General features: G+C 56.7%; 11 protein-coding genes. 6 read left to right on the top strand and 5 right to left on the bottom strand.

What is annotated here, in order from left to right; all coding sequences use genetic code 11:
- Together F8I07_RS02785 and F8I07_RS02780 are read left to right on the top strand one after the other, a co-directional pair.
- The coding region (locus F8I07_RS02785) for an alpha/beta hydrolase (RefSeq protein WP_292655468.1) at positions 1-597 on the top strand (597 nt) is incomplete at its 5' end.
- Positions 598-818: 221 nt separating this feature from the next.
- Positions 819-2240 (top strand): UDP-N-acetylmuramoyl-tripeptide--D-alanyl-D-alanine ligase, encoded by a 1422-nt coding sequence (locus F8I07_RS02780; RefSeq protein ID WP_292655466.1) that lies wholly within the window; start codon positions 819-821, stop codon positions 2238-2240.
- Between the two features lie 158 nt (positions 2241-2398).
- Here F8I07_RS02780 and F8I07_RS02775 read toward each other — a convergent pair whose 3' ends face one another.
- Positions 2399-2893 carry a hypothetical protein gene (locus F8I07_RS02775; protein ID WP_292655463.1) on the bottom strand — a complete coding sequence of 165 codons (495 nt, stop codon included), beginning with the start codon at positions 2891-2893 and terminating at the stop codon, positions 2399-2401.
- Between the two features lie 125 nt (positions 2894-3018).
- Entirely contained in the window at positions 3019-3633 is a 615-nt protein-coding gene (gene recO / locus F8I07_RS02770) for a recombination protein RecO (protein WP_292655460.1), read from the bottom strand.
- Positions 3634-3843: 210 nt separating this feature from the next.
- Here recO and gltB point away from each other — a divergent pair, with 210 nt between their 5' ends.
- The 4 genes from gltB (at position 3844) to F8I07_RS02750 (ending at position 11393) form a co-directional block, all read left to right on the top strand.
- Entirely contained in the window at positions 3844-8271 is a 4428-nt protein-coding gene (gltB, locus tag F8I07_RS02765; RefSeq protein WP_292655457.1) for a glutamate synthase large subunit, read from the top strand.
- A 1-nt stretch (position 8272) separates the two neighbouring features.
- Positions 8273-9661: a glutamate synthase subunit beta gene (locus F8I07_RS02760; RefSeq protein WP_292655454.1), complete on the top strand. Its 1389-nt coding sequence runs from the start codon at positions 8273-8275 to the stop codon at positions 9659-9661.
- Positions 9662-9671: 10 nt separating this feature from the next.
- Complete coding sequence (locus F8I07_RS02755) at positions 9672-10412, top strand: inositol monophosphatase family protein (RefSeq protein ID WP_292655451.1); 741 nt, start codon at positions 9672-9674, stop codon at positions 10410-10412.
- A 114-nt stretch (positions 10413-10526) separates the two neighbouring features.
- On the top strand, positions 10527-11393 hold the full coding sequence (locus F8I07_RS02750; protein WP_292655449.1) for a DUF808 domain-containing protein: 867 nt from the start codon (positions 10527-10529) through the stop codon (positions 11391-11393).
- Between the two features lie 265 nt (positions 11394-11658).
- Here the strand turns inward: F8I07_RS02750 and F8I07_RS02745 are convergent, their stop codons facing one another.
- The 3 genes from F8I07_RS02745 to F8I07_RS02735 form a co-directional block, all read right to left on the bottom strand.
- Positions 11659-12744, bottom strand: coding sequence for a quinone-dependent dihydroorotate dehydrogenase (locus F8I07_RS02745; RefSeq protein ID WP_292655447.1), 1086 nt, complete (start codon positions 12742-12744; stop codon positions 11659-11661).
- Positions 12745-12973: 229 nt separating this feature from the next.
- Positions 12974-13252, bottom strand: a complete 279-nt coding sequence (locus F8I07_RS02740) for a hypothetical protein (RefSeq protein WP_292655445.1) — start codon at positions 13250-13252, stop codon at positions 12974-12976.
- A gap of 162 nt (positions 13253-13414) precedes the next feature.
- Positions 13415-14103: peptide-methionine (R)-S-oxide reductase (locus F8I07_RS02735; protein WP_292655440.1), on the bottom strand; the 689-nt coding region annotated here is incomplete at its 5' end.

Below are 14103 nucleotides of genomic sequence, written 5' to 3'. Positions count from 1 at the left end.
GGCCCGACGCTGCCCGAATGGCGGCAGCTCTATCTGGACCTTCCCGGTTTCGGCCAGAGCCTCAACGAACGTTTCCTACGCACCGCCGATTATGCGGCCATTGTCCGAACCTTCCTGCAGGAGATCGGCATCGCCCCAAGGGTCATTGCCGGCCACTCCTTCGGCGGCAAGGTGGCTACATTGCTGGACCCCGACTGTCTGGTGCTGCTCTCCTCGGCGGGCGTCCTCGTCCCCAAGCCCTTCTCGGTCCGGGTTAAGATTGCTCTTTTCAAGGCGCTCAAGCCTTTGGGGGCAAGCCGTCTGCGAAAACTCTTCGTCAGTGAAGATGCCAAAGAGATGAACCCGGGGATGTACGAGACCTTCAAGGCCACCGTCAACGAGGATTTCGAGGAGAACTTCCGTCGCGTCCACGGCAAAGCGCTCCTTTTCTGGGGACGGGAAGATACGGCGACACCCCTTTGGACCGGGAAACGGATCGCCAAGCTGATCCCCGATGCCGATTTGCATCCGATGGAGGGGGACCACTACTTCTTCCTTCGCCCCGAAAACGCCGCCTTCGTCGCTGAAACCGTCGAGAAAGAGTGCGGGGAGGAGTGAGGAGTGAATATCCGTCGTTTGATGCGTGCTAAGTGCTATGTGCTAAGTGCTAAGGGTGGAGACGTTGCAAAGCAACGTCAACCAAAACTATTCATCATTCATCATTCACCATTCATCAATTCGTGGGATCGCAATCCCACGCTACGGCCACTCATTAAAAATCCGTTACTAGTTACTAGTTCCTCGTTACTAGTTCCCTCATTCCTCATTCGGAGCAAACCATGCCGCTAACCCTTGTCAACCTTCTCGCCTATTTCCTGATGCTGGGGATGCTGGGCTATTACATCATCACGACATTGCAGTGGTACAGCTATCGGTTGGAGCGGGTGATTTTCCACCACACCAAGCCAGTCTGGAACTATCTCTACTTCCTGCTTCCTTTTGTGAGCTATGACTTCGTCATGGCGGTGACCCGGCAGCGCTACGGTTTCGTAGTGACGCTGCTCTATCTGCCCCTTTTCATCCACTGGGTTCGGGGGATCGACAAAAAGCTGGTCTTTACCGGCCGGGTCAAGCGTTTTTTTGCCGCGTTGGCACTTTTCGCGATTTTCCTGCTGCTGGTTTTCAAAATCTACAGTGTCTTTGTCCCCATCCTGCTGGCCTGGCTGAGCTCCTTGGCGATCGAAAAGATGCTTTTCGGTGCTTTCTACCGCCGGGCGCAGCGGCGTCTGGAGTCGATGCCCGATCTCACGGTAGTAGGGGTGACCGCCAGCTACGGCAAGACCAGCATCAAAAACTTCCTGGCGACCATTCTGGGAGAAAAGTATCGGGTCTACGCCACGCCCCGCTCCGTCAATACCCTGGGCGGAGTCATGAAGGATGTCAACGAGGAACTCCCCGAGGGAACCGAGGTCTATGTAGTGGAGATGGGGGCGAGGGGTGAGGGGGACATCGAGGAGATCACCCATTTCGTCCGGCCCCACTATGCCGTCGTGGGCAAGATCGGCCCGGCCCATATCGAATATTTCAAGACCCTGGAGCGGATCCGGGATACCAAGATGGAGATCCTCCGCTCCCCGAGGCTCAGAGAAGCCTGGGTTCACGAGAGCGCCCAAGTTCAGCCCACCGACAAGATCCATATTTTCGGTCCGGAGATTCGTGATGTGGAAGCGACACTGGAAAGGACCTGCTTTACTTTGGAGGGGGAGCGCTATTGCGCCAAAATTCTGGGAGCTTTCAACGCCGTCAACCTGGCGGCGGCGATTCATGTGGCCAGGGCTCTGGGGCTCACCCCCGATCAGATTCGCGCCGGCCTGGAACAGATCGCTCCGGTTCCCCACCGGCTCCAGCGGATCGACGCCGGGGGCAAGGTGATTCTGGACGACAGCTTCAACGGCAATATCGACGGCATGATGGCCTCCTTCGACCTGGCGTCCACCTGGCCCGGACGCAAGGTACTCATCACTCCGGGCCTGGTCGAAGCCGACGAGACCCTCAACGAAGAGGTGGCGAGGCGTGCCGACGAGATCTTCGACCGGATCATCGTCACGGGAGATCTCAACTACGCGATTTTCAAAAAGATCGTCTCTCCCGAGAAGCTGCGGCATCTGGAGAAAAAGTCCGAGATGGAGCAGATGCTGGTGGAAGAGACGGCACCGGGTGATCTGATCCTCTTTGCCAATGACGCACCGAGTTTTGTCTGAGAGTTTTTTTAATTGTAGGTTCGGGGAAAGCTCCGTCATTCCGGGCTAGACCCGGAATCCCGGGATTAAAATGCCCATTTTGCCGTAGATCCTGAATCAAGTTCAGGATGATACAAAGAGATTGTTTCGGTTTTTCAGAGCACTCAATTCTCATCGCTCTACTGCAGAGCGAAATGCCGCTCCGGCCCTTCGCCGTCGTCCAGGACCTCTTCCCCTTCCGCTACCATCAGCTGCAGATCGTTGTTTTCGATGGAGACGTGGGGAGTTCGGGTTGCCCCCTCTTTGACGAAGCGGATCAGGCCTATGTCGACTTGACCGGAGCGTAGGTAAATGAGAGAGCCGAGATTCCCCCGATAGTCGTTGAAAGTGACCGGTCGGGTGCCGCGTCTGCTGTCCGAAACCCAGAGGCGGCAGACTGATTCCTGTGGGATGCTGAGTGTGAAGCGGGCTTTGCCCCCGCCGTAGGCATGGCTGCGAATTTCATAACTCCTCCCCTCGTCACAGGTAAAAAGTAACGTTGTCGGTGAAGCGGTCTCTCCGGAAACGACGGCTTTTTCTTTAGCTTCGATTGAAGAGAGTGTCGAAGTCTCTTGACAACCGTTGAGGATCATTCCTGAAACCATCAAAGCGTAAATAAATGATCGACGTTCCATAAAAGCTCCTTTGATGAAATCGTAACGCCGGATCATTACTCGTGTATGTCTTTAGTGAATAAGAAGTGAGGAACCGATCTCGCTCCCACCGTCCCCGGCGAGAGCACATGTCTATCGACTAGCGACTACAACCCTTTGAGAACGAGCTGGTAAAGGTATTCCACCTCATTTTCCTCCAGCCAGGCGGTCTTGCCGGTTTCGAAAAAGCTTTCAATCTTCTTTCTCAGAAGAGCGGGGCCGTAGATGCACTGGGGGTGGGCCGGAAGCAGAGCGGTCATCAGGGCGATCTCTTCCCCCAGGGGTTTTTCACAGATATAGCAGTTTGCCGGGGGATGGAGGCGGCCTTCGAAGTGCAGGAGCCGGTGGGCTGCTTCGCAGATAATCCGTTTGGGGTTCTGCTTCTCCCAACGTCTGGACGCATCCAGCAGCAGATTGAAATAGAAGGGGTCCAGGGTCTGGGCATCCCGCAGGTGAGGCTCAAAGAGGCCGATAAACTGCTGCCAGAGCATCAAGCGGTTGCGCCGATAGAGCCAGGGAAATCCCAGATGGCTCACCCGACGTAGCCGCGGCATGAAGCGGCTCTCCTCTTCGCTTTCGTAGTCGATGAGATAGCCCAGCTGCAGAATCGAATGCCTCGCTCCATAGAAGCGGTAATAGCTCTGCAGGGCCTGCTCCTCCAGAAGGGTAACGATGAGATCCTCGTTTTTGGCGGGGCGGAGGGAGACGATAAAACCTTTCATGGAGAGGGGACCTCTCCATGAAAGAATTGAGGATTGAGGATTGAGGATTGAGAGTGATGGTTATATATAAAAAAGATATTCTCTAATTCTCCATTCTCCATTCTCAATCCTCAATTCAAAAGCGAAGCTGTCTGTAATCCACTTTTCGATAAAATCTAGGGCTTTTAGGGAAACACAGGACCCTACTAAAATACTCTTTAAGGTTGGCTTATGAGAGATCTCTTTACCGCTTTCAAGGACAACTGCGGCTTCGGTCTGCTGGCGTCCATCGACAATATCCCCTCTCACAAAAATCTCGACGATGCCGTCACGGCGCTCTCCCGGATGATGCACCGGGGAGCCATCGCCGCCGACGGCAAGACCGGAGACGGCAGCGGGCTGCTCCTCTCCATTCCCCGGAAATTCTTTGCCAAAGAGGCCAAGGCAGCGGGAGTCACCCTCCCCGAACTCTACGGTGTGGCGATGATCTTTCACCGTCATCCCGAAGATCTGGAGACGGTCCGGGAGATCTGTGAAGCGAACGATCTGAAAGTCTCCTTTGAACGGGAAGTTCCTCTCGACACCAACGCCTTGGGAGAACAGGCACTGGAGACGCTGCCGATCATTACCCAGATCTTCGTCGTCCCCAACTCTCTGGTGGGCACCCGGCGTTTCGACGCGCTGCTCTACCTCTCCCGCAAAGAGATCGAGCATCGCCTCGCCGGGGATCCGGACTTCTATATCGCCTCCTTCTCCTCCAGCGTCGTCTCCTACAAAGGGCTGGTGATGCCGACCCATATCAAAGAGTTCTATACGGATCTGCAGGATCCCGATTTCGAGATCGCCTACTGCCTCTTCCACCAGCGCTTCTCCACCAACACGCTGCCCCAGTGGCGTCTCGCCCAGCCTTTCCGGATGATCGCCCACAACGGGGAGATCAACTCCGTCACCGCCAACCGTTTCAACGCCGAGGCCAAGAGCGAGCATATCATCAGCGATGTCTTCAGCCAGGAGGAGCTCAACCGGCTTCTACCCATCATCCAGTCGGAGATGAGTGACTCGGCCAGTCTCGACAACTTTTTCGAGTTCCTGCGCGTCAACGGGGTGGATTTCTTCAAAGCGGCAAGAGCTGTCATCCCCGCCCCCTGGCAGAACGCTCCCCATATGGATGCCGATCTGCGGGCCTTCTACGAGTACACCTCCACCGTTTTCGAAGCCTGGGACGGTCCGGCGGCGGTGAGCATGTGCGACGGCCGCTATATCGGCTGCGTCCTGGACCGCAACGGTCTGCGCCCCTCCAAATATATCGTCACCAAAGATCGGCGCCTTCTGATCGCTTCCGAGTACGGGGTGCTTCAGATCCCCGACGAGGAGATCGTGGAGCGGGGACGCCTGCAGTCGGGAGAGATGATGGGGGTCGATCTCAAATACGGCACCGTCCTCAAAAACGAAGATATCAATCAATACCTTAAGCATCGACAGCCCTATCGTCAGTGGTTGACGAGCAATATGGTCTATCTCCAGGAGTATATGAGCGATCCTTTTTCTACGGTCGAAACGCCTCCTGCGGAAGTGATGGAGGCGCGTCAGCGCTACTTCAACATCACCCTGGAGACCATTGAGCAGGTGATCGAACCGATGGTCAAAGAGGGCAAAGAGGCCACCGCCTCCATGGGAGACGATACCCCGCTGGCGGCCTTCAGCGAACGGCAGCGCAACTTCACCGATTTCTTCCGCCAGAAGTTCGCCCAGGTTACCAACCCTCCTATCGATCCGATCCGGGAACGGGTGGTGATGAGTCTCAATACCGGTTTCGGTGAGATCCGCAACATCCTCAATGAAGACGAAGAGCACGCCAAGCGTCTCAAGACTGTCTCTCCGATCCTCAGCTACGAAAAGCTGATCATCCTCGAAGAATTCGGTACCGAAAGCGATCCCAAATACGATCCCTGCTACAAAGCCAAGCGCTACTATACCGGTTTCCGCCAGGATCTGCGCAAGAGCCTCAATGAACTGGTGGAACAGATCGTAAAGGAGGTCAGAGAGCAGGGGATCCGTGCCATCATCCTGGATGACCATACTCTCAACGATCAGGTGATGCTGATGCCGATGCTGATGGTGGTCAGCCGCCTCAATCACGCACTGCTGGAGGCCAAAGTCCGCCATCTGGTGAGCATCGTCTGTGTCACGGGCGAGGTCTACGACTCCCACTCCGCCGCGGCGCTCATCGCCTTCGGCGCGTCGGCGATCCACCCCTACATGCTCTTCCAGACCGTTGCCCTGATCGAACGGCGGAAAAATCCCGAGGTGGATCTGGCCCCGGTGCTCAAAAAGGTCCGCAAAGCGATCAATGCCGGTCTGCTCAAGATCATGTCCAAGATGGGAATCTCTACCATCGCCAGCTACCGCAACTCCATGCTCTTCGATATTCTGGGCCTGGGCAAAGAGATCACCGAAGAGTGCTTCCCCCGTGCCAATGTCTTGCTGGGAGGTCTGGGCTACGCCGACATCGAAGAGCGGATCTGCCGCTTCCATGCCGAAGCCTTCGACCGAGAAACAAGCAACCGGATCTTCCCGCTCAATGTGGGCGGCTTCTACAAATATGTGGACGGAACCGAATATCACGATTTCGCCCCGGCGACGGTCCATGCCATCCACAAACTGGCCCAAAGCGGCAAAAAAGAGGATTTCGCCGTCCTGAAAAACCGCATCGAGAACCGGGACAAAAAGTTCATCCGGGACTTCTTCGAGTTTGCCAGTGACCGGGAGCCGATTCCCGTCGAAAAGGTGGAGCCTGTCGAAGCGATCTTCAAGCGTTTCTGCACGGCGGCGATGAGTTTGGGATCGATCTCTCCCGAGGCCCACGAGTGCCTGGCCGAGGCGATGAACCGCATCGGCGGCCGGAGCAACTCGGGAGAGGGAGGTGAAGACGCCGCCCGCTTCGGCACGATCAAAAACTCCAAGATCAAGCAGATCGCTTCGGGACGCTTCGGTGTGACCCCGGCCTATCTGCGCAGTGCCGAGGAGCTGCAGATCAAGGTGGCGCAGGGGGCCAAGCCCGGTGAAGGGGGTCAGCTCCCCGGCCACAAGGTCAACGATCTGGTCGCCCGGCTGCGCCACACTACGCCCGGCGTCACCCTCATTTCGCCGCCGCCGCATCACGATATCTACTCCATCGAGGATCTGGCGCAGCTGATCTTTGACCTTAAGCAGATCAACCCCGAGGCCAAAGTGGCGGTCAAACTGGTCTCCACCGCCGGGGTCGGAACCATCGCCGCCGGCGTCGCCAAAGCCTATGCCGACAAGATCATCATCTCCGGCGCCGACGGTGGGACCGGGGCCGCGCCCGTCGGTTCCATCAAGTTTGCCGGAAACCCCTGGGAACTGGGACTCATCGAAGCTCACAACGCCCTCAAGGCCAACGACCTGCGGGGGATGGTGGAGCTGGAGACCGACGGGGGGCTCAAGACCGGAATGGATGTGGTCAAAGCGGCCATCTTCGGCGCCGAGAGCTACGCCTTCGGAACCGGGGCTCTGACGGTCATCGGCTGCAAGATCCTGCGGATCTGCCATCTCAACCGCTGTACCGTGGGAATCGCTACCCAGGAGAAGAAACTCCGGGAACACTACGAGGGAAGCGTCGAGCGGGTCATCAACTACTTCACCCTTCTGGCGGAGGATGTTCGGGAGATCCTGGCTTCTCTGGGTTACCGGAGTCTGGGCGAGATCATCGGCCGTACTGACCTGCTCAAGGTCATCGACGACGAACTGGCCAAAAAGTTCGACCTGGAGAACTTGCTGGTGCGCCTCGACGGACCCGATACCCGTCAGGTACCCAGCAACGAGCCTTTCGATAAAAACGAATATGAAAAAGCGATCCTCGAGGAGGTGATGCCCGCCATCAAGAATCCTTCCGAGAGCATCGTTCTGGAGAAGGAGATCTCCAACCTGAACCGGAGCTTCGGAACGCTCATCTCAGGAGAGATCGCCAAATACTACGGTGACAAGGGACTGCCCGACAAGACTATCGAACTGCGTCTCAAAGGGACCACCGGTCAGTCTCTGGGGGCTTTCCTCAGCAACGGAGTCGCCCTTTATGTCCACGGCGCCGGCAACGATTATGTCGGCAAAGGGATGCACGGCGGACGGATCATCATTACCGGCGACAAGAGCGGAGAGGCCTTCTCCCTGGCGGGGAACACCTGCCTCTACGGCGCGACCGGCGGTAAACTTTATGTAGCCGGTCAGGTGGGCGAGCGCTTCGGTGTCCGCAACTCCGGGGCCGTTGCCATCGTCGAAGGGACGGGAGATCATCCCTGCGAATACATGACCGGCGGGGTCGTGGTGATCCTGGGCCGTACCGGAGTCAACTTCGGTGCGGGGATGACGGGGGGAGCCGCCTTCGTCTACGATGTGGAGCATGAGTTTGTCGAAAACATCAATCAGGAGCTTGTAGAAGCCCGTCGGATCGATACCGAAGATACCGATATCGAGCGCTACTATCTCAAAAAGCTGCTCAAAGACTATTACAACGAAACCCGCAGTCCCAAAGCCAAAGAGATTCTGGAGAACTTCCGGGTGGAGATCCGCAACTTCTGGCTGGTGCGCCCCAAAGATATGAAAGCGCCATTCAAGATGATCGTCGAGGAGGGAGAGTAAAATGCTGAGATTTTTCGAGCTGGAACGGATCGATGCCGTCAAGCGTAACGTGGTAGAGCGAATCAAGGATTTCGAGGAGATCTATGAGATCTTCCGTCCCGAGAAGGCGGCAGAGCAGGCTGAGCGCTGTATCCAGTGCGGTGATCCCTACTGTCATAACGGCTGCCCGCTGCACAACTTCATTCCCCACTGGCTGCGGCGAACGGCAGAGGAGGATCTGGAGTTCGCCTTCAATCTCTCCAACGAATCTTCTCCCTTTCCCGAAGTGATGGGCCGGATCTGCCCCCACGACCGCCTCTGTGAAGGTTCCTGTACCCTCAACGACGGCTACGGCGCCATCACCATCGGCTCCATCGAGACCTTTATCAGCGAAGAGGGGTTCAAACGCGGCCTGCGCCCCCGCTTTTCCGAAGAGAAGTGTGACAAAAAGGTGGCCATCGTCGGCGCCGGCCCGGCCGGACTCTCGGCGGCGACCTTCCTGCTGCGGGAGGGGGTCGATGTAGAGATCTTCGACCGGCAGAACCGCCCCGGCGGCCTACTCACCTACGGTATCCCCGGCTTCAAACTGGATAAGAAGGTGATCGACCGCCGGGTGAAGCTCCTGGAAAAGGCCGGCGCCGTCTTCCATCAAAACACCGAAGTGGGCAAGGATGTCACCTTCGCCAGCCTGGTGGAGAATTTTGACGCGGTCTTCATCGGTGTCGGTGCGACCAAAGGACGCCGTCCCGGGATCAACGGTGAAGATGCGCAGGGGTGCTACCTGGCTATGGAGTTTCTGGTGGATATCCAGAAGAAGCTCTTCGGTGAAGAGCGGGAGCACAACATCGAAGTCAAAGGCAAAAGGGTCGTAGTCATCGGCGGGGGGGATACGGCGATGGACTGCGTGCGGACCAGTCTGCGGGAACAGGCGGCGAGTGTCAAGTGTCTCTACCGCCGCGATGCCCACAATATGCCCGGATCACGCAAAGAGTACATCAACGCCAAAGAGGAGGGAGTGGAGTTTGAGTTCTACTGCTCCCCCAAAGAGGTGCTCAAAGATGAGAACGGCGCGGTGATCGGCGTGGAGATGGTCAAGACCCGTCTGGGCGAGCCTGACGCCAACGGCCGTCAGCGTGTCGAGGAGATCCCCGGCAGCGAGTTCACCGTCCCGGCGGATGTGGTGATCTTCGCTCTGGGCTTCGATCCCGTGAGCTATCCTTTTCTGGCAGAGAACGGCATCGAGACCGACCGATGGGGCGGGATCGTTGCGGATGAGAATTATGAAACGACTAAGGCCGGGGTTTACGCCGGCGGGGATTGCCACCGGGGGGCCGATCTGGTGGTTACCGCGGTTCGTGACGGTCGTGAAGCCGCCAAAGCCATGGTGAAAAAGTTCGAGGTCCAGTGCTGAGTCTCACGCTATGAATGATTTTTACCGGGCGGCCGTTGCCGCCGCCCATCAGGCCCGGGAGTTGTTGCTCTATCCCCAGGACGATTCGCTCTATGCCAAAAACGGCTTTACCGGCGCCGGCGGAGATCTGAGCAGCGGGTTGGATCTGGCGCTGGAGCGGATCTTTGTCGAGGCGCTGCACCCCTTTGGCCGGATCGAATCGGAAGAGTCGGGGCTGATCGGCGAGGGAGAGTCGACCCTGATCCTCGATCCCCTCGATGGCAGTTCCAACGCGCTGAGCCGCTTTCCCTACTACGGCGTCTCCGTCGCTCGGCTCAACCGCGAAGGTGTCCTCACCGAAGCCTTCATCGCCAACCTGGCCAACGGTGATCTTTTCCGTATCGACGAGGAGGGAGAGGCACTCCAGGGATCGCTGCTGAGTGAGGGATGGCGGCGGCCCGCTCCCGCCCCCCATCCCGAGATCGGCCTCTTCGAAAAAGCCTATGCCCAGCCCAAAATCGTCGCCGCACTGGATGAAGCGGGGCTCAAATTTCGCGCCCCCGGTGCCGTAGCCCTTTCTCTAGCCTATGCCCGCAGCGTCAACTACTTTCTCTTCGTCGGCCCTTTTCGCATCTATGATTTCGCCGCCGGATTGGCACTCTGCAAAGGGATGGAGATCGAGGTGGAGGAGGAGTATGTCATCGTCGCCAGAGAGCGGGAAACTTTGGAACGGATCCGTGGGATCGTTGTGAGTAACCAAACTAGGAACTAATAACTAGTAACTAGTAACTAGCAACCGAAAAGTGGGTGGTTGGGCGATTGGCAGTGAGATGAGCAATATTCATCGTTGCCGTTCGGCTAGATATTTCAGAGGAAAGGATCGAAAATGGCCAGCGGATTTTTCGCCCTCTTTGACGACATCGCCTCTTTGATGGACGATGTGGCGGTGATGAGCAAAACCTCCGCCAAACAGACCGCCGGGATCCTGGGAGACGATCTGGCGGTCAACGCCAATAAAGCGGCGGGCTTTCCTCCCTCCAGGGAACTGCCGGTGCTCTGGGCCATCACCAAAGGCTCCTTTCTCAACAAGCTCATTCTCCTGCCTATCGCCTTTTTCCTGAGTGCGTTTGCCCCCCAGGCTATCGTCCCGATCCTGATGCTGGGGGGACTCTATCTGGCTTATGAAGGTGGAGAGAAGATCCTTGAGTGGCTTTTTCACCGTGAAGAAGGTGAGGAGGCTGAAAAACTCTCTACCGAGGAAGTCGACCCGTTACAAGCGGAAAAATCAAAGGTCCGTTCCGCTATTCTCACCGACTTCATCCTCTCCATCGAGATTGTTATCATCGCCTTAGGGACGGTCAGTGACCAACCGTTGCGTGTCCAGATCCCTGTGGTGACGATCGTGGCCTTTTTGGCGACGGTAGGGGTGTATGGCATCGTGGCACTCATCGTTCGGATGGACGATATGGGTTTTGCTTTGATTCGCCACAGTCACGGCGAAGGTGTCGAGTCGAAAGTGGGGAGTTTTTTGGTGGCTCTATTGCCCAAAATCATCAAAACGCTCTCGATCGTCGGGACCTTGGCCATGCTGCTGGTCGCCGGCGGGATCTTCCTGCATCATGTGCCGCAGCTGCATGCGTGGTTTCACGCCTGGCCAGGACTGTTGGCGGAGCTGGTGATCGGGATCGCTCTCGGTTTTGCGACAGTTGCCCTGGCTTGGCCGTTTCGGAAGCGCCTTTGGCGCGGTCATTAGTCGATAGTCTCTAGTCGCTAGTTGATAGAACAGGGCTTTGCCCTGTATTCAGTCGCAAGCACGGCCCTTCAGGCCTCAGGTCACAAGTCGCAAGAAATCTCGCCTTCGGCGGTGGCATTCTCTCGTTCCCACCATCTTGGTGGGAACAACTCCCCGAGGCATGACGGCATGAAATGCGTATAGCGAAGATGCGGAAGTTCCGTAGTCGTTCCCACCGGGGACGGATGGGGACGAGAAAAGCCCAAGTGTAATCTGTTTCTAGTTACTAGTTTCCTAATTCCTCACTCTTCTTCCAGTCGGCTCCGACCGCTTCGGAGATATTCTCGAAGCCGTCGGCCCGCAGGAGCCGGATGAGACCCCGGTTGATCCGCTCGATGAGGGCGGGGCCTTCATAGATGAGCAGACTGTAAACCTGCACCAAACTGGCCCCCATGCGGATACGGCGGTAGGCCTCTTCGGGACTGTCGATGCCGCCGACGGAGATCAACAGCGTCTTGTCGTGAAACTCCCGGCCGATGGCGGCGAAGAGCTCTCTAGATTTCTTCGTAAGCAAAGCGCCGCTGATGCCGCCGAAGTTCTGGGCGTTAGGAGTGAGGGAGTAGTCGACGGTGGTGTTGGTGGCGATGATCCCGGCCGCTCCGGCCTCCACGGCGACACGGCAGAGCTCCAGGGCCTGTTCGGGGCTCATATCGGGAGCGATCTTGAGCAGGATCGGCTTGTCGGTGATGGAGCGCCCGATGCGAAAGACTTCCCGGATGAAGGCTTCGTTTTGCAGATCCCGCAGTCCCGGAGTGTTGGGGGAGGAGATGTTGATGACGATGTAGGTACCGTAGTCCCGGAAGGCTTTGAAGAGGGTTTCGTAGTCGTTCAGGGCTTCCTTTTCGGGGGTGAGCTTGTTTTTGCCGATATTGATGCCGATGGGGTAGTCGAAGAAACGCAGCCGCTTGAGGCGCTTGATCATGTGGTGGGCGCCTTTGTTGTTGAAGCCCATGGCATTCTGGATGGAGCGCTCCTCCACCAGGCGGAAGAGTCTGGGTTTGGGATTGCCGGGCTGGGGGCGGGGGGTGACGGTACCGATCTCGGTATAGCCGAAGCCCAGAGCGGGAGTGCCCCGCACATAGTCGCCGTTCTTGTCGAATCCGGCGGCCAGGCCCACCGGATTGCGGAAAGTCCGGCCCCAGAGGTTCTGCCGCAACACGGGGTGGTCGACGAAATAGCGGTCGATCATGGCGTTCCAGGCCGGGGGGCAGCAGGGGAGGGCTCTGAGCCCGAATCCTGCGACAGTATGTGCAGTCTCGGGATCGAGACGGAACATCGTCGATTTGAGTGTGTCATAACTGAAAAAGGACATTGGAAGCCTTTTTTTGATGAGATTATACCCTAATGAAAGCTCTGCTTTCGGATGGAGGATTGACGATGGAGAATGGAGAATTGTTTTTGAAAAACTGATTGGATACGATCTCGTCATCCTGAATTCGATTCAGGATCTATGCTTTGATGGCAATAATAAACCCTGGATTCCGGGTCAAGCCCGGAATGACGGATGTTTTTTGGCATACCCGACAGGTAGCACAAATAAACTACTGATCGTCACTGTAGACGTCGTTCATGTCGAAATCGTCTTCGGGTTCGATGACCGGGATCTTGTCCAGTTCGTGGGGATCGACGGTTTTGTCACTGAGATTGTAGTCTTTGCCTTCGTAAAAGGTCTTCTCTTTGGCATACTTTTTCTCTTTTTCCATCTGCTCTTTGATGTGTTTCTGGGTCAGGTTCTGATCGTTGGCGGGAGTGGTACGGTTGTCGTCTCCCGCCCAGAGCAGTGTCGCGGTGATCAGGATCAAAGGGAAGAGGCGTTTCATCATGCAATCCTTCCATTGGTACAATTGAATCTTCAGAAAACCGACTGCCTATCGTGTTGTCATCCTGAACTTGATTCAGGATCCACGACACAATGGATATTTAAGTCCGGAACGACTCAGGTCTTCATAGAATAAATTTATGATAATCATAACATAACTAGACTATTTACTCTCCATTTTGACAATATTGTGACGTTTGCGCCACTGGGGCAGCTTGGCCCTCGGGACGAACTCCAGGACGGTGGCGTTGATGCAGAAGCGCCTTTTCCCGCCGGGGGCGTCGTTGAAGACATGACCCAGATGGGCGCCGCTGGTTTTGGCGATCACTTCGGTTCGGTGCATGCCGAAGCTGTTGTCGGGCCGTTCGATGACGGCGCCGGGCTGTGCCCGGTAGAAGCTGAGCCAGCCGGAGTGGGAGTTGAAGCGATCTCGGGTATCGAAGAGAATATCCCCCGAGAGCTTGTCCACGAAGACCCCGTCTCCGACGTTTTTGAAGATGGCATATTTTTTGCAGAATCGCGGTTCGGTGCCGCGGTTGAAGGCGATGTCGTAGGCTTCGCTGTTCGTCCCCAGTTTGAAGGCCCCCAAGGCTTTGTAGAACTCCTTGGGGCTCAGGTAGCCGGTATGGGCCGCTACCTCTTTGCCGTCGACGACGAAGTAGATCGTGGGGGTGCCGATGACGGGGGTTTTGAGTTTGAAGCCTTTGATGCGGTCTTCGTGGGCGAAGCGCATGGGGATCGTCCCGTGGTAGCTTGAAGCGACCTTCTTTTTGAAGGCTTCGCAGTAGGGGCAGTTCTCGGCGTCGATGACCAGGATCTCTTTGCCCCCCATTGGAGTGAGGGCTTTGGTGT

This window comes from Nitratifractor sp. (assembly GCF_015487065.1).
Lineage (GTDB): Bacteria > Campylobacterota > Campylobacteria > Campylobacterales > Sulfurovaceae > Nitratifractor.
This window is presented reverse-complemented; position numbering and strand designations above follow the sequence as displayed.

What these genes read in the sequence shown, in the direction of transcription:
- F8I07_RS02780 (WP_292655466.1), top strand. Translation starts at nt 819, where the DNA reads ATGCCGCTAACCCTTGTCAACCTTCTCGCCTATTTCCTGATGCTGGGG.
- F8I07_RS02775 (WP_292655463.1), bottom strand. Translation starts at nt 2,893, where the DNA reads ATGGAACGTCGATCATTTATTTACGCTTTGATGGTTTCAGGAATGATC.
- recO (WP_292655460.1), bottom strand. Translation starts at nt 3,633, where the DNA reads ATGAAAGGTTTTATCGTCTCCCTCCGCCCCGCCAAAAACGAGGATCTC.
- gltB (WP_292655457.1), top strand. Translation starts at nt 3,844, where the DNA reads ATGAGAGATCTCTTTACCGCTTTCAAGGACAACTGCGGCTTCGGTCTG.
- F8I07_RS02760 (WP_292655454.1), top strand. Translation starts at nt 8,273, where the DNA reads ATGCTGAGATTTTTCGAGCTGGAACGGATCGATGCCGTCAAGCGTAAC.
- F8I07_RS02755 (WP_292655451.1), top strand. Translation starts at nt 9,672, where the DNA reads ATGAATGATTTTTACCGGGCGGCCGTTGCCGCCGCCCATCAGGCCCGG.
- F8I07_RS02750 (WP_292655449.1), top strand. Translation starts at nt 10,527, where the DNA reads ATGGCCAGCGGATTTTTCGCCCTCTTTGACGACATCGCCTCTTTGATG.
- F8I07_RS02745 (WP_292655447.1), bottom strand. Translation starts at nt 12,744, where the DNA reads ATGTCCTTTTTCAGTTATGACACACTCAAATCGACGATGTTCCGTCTC.
- F8I07_RS02740 (WP_292655445.1), bottom strand. Translation starts at nt 13,252, where the DNA reads ATGAAACGCCTCTTCCCTTTGATCCTGATCACCGCGACACTGCTCTGG.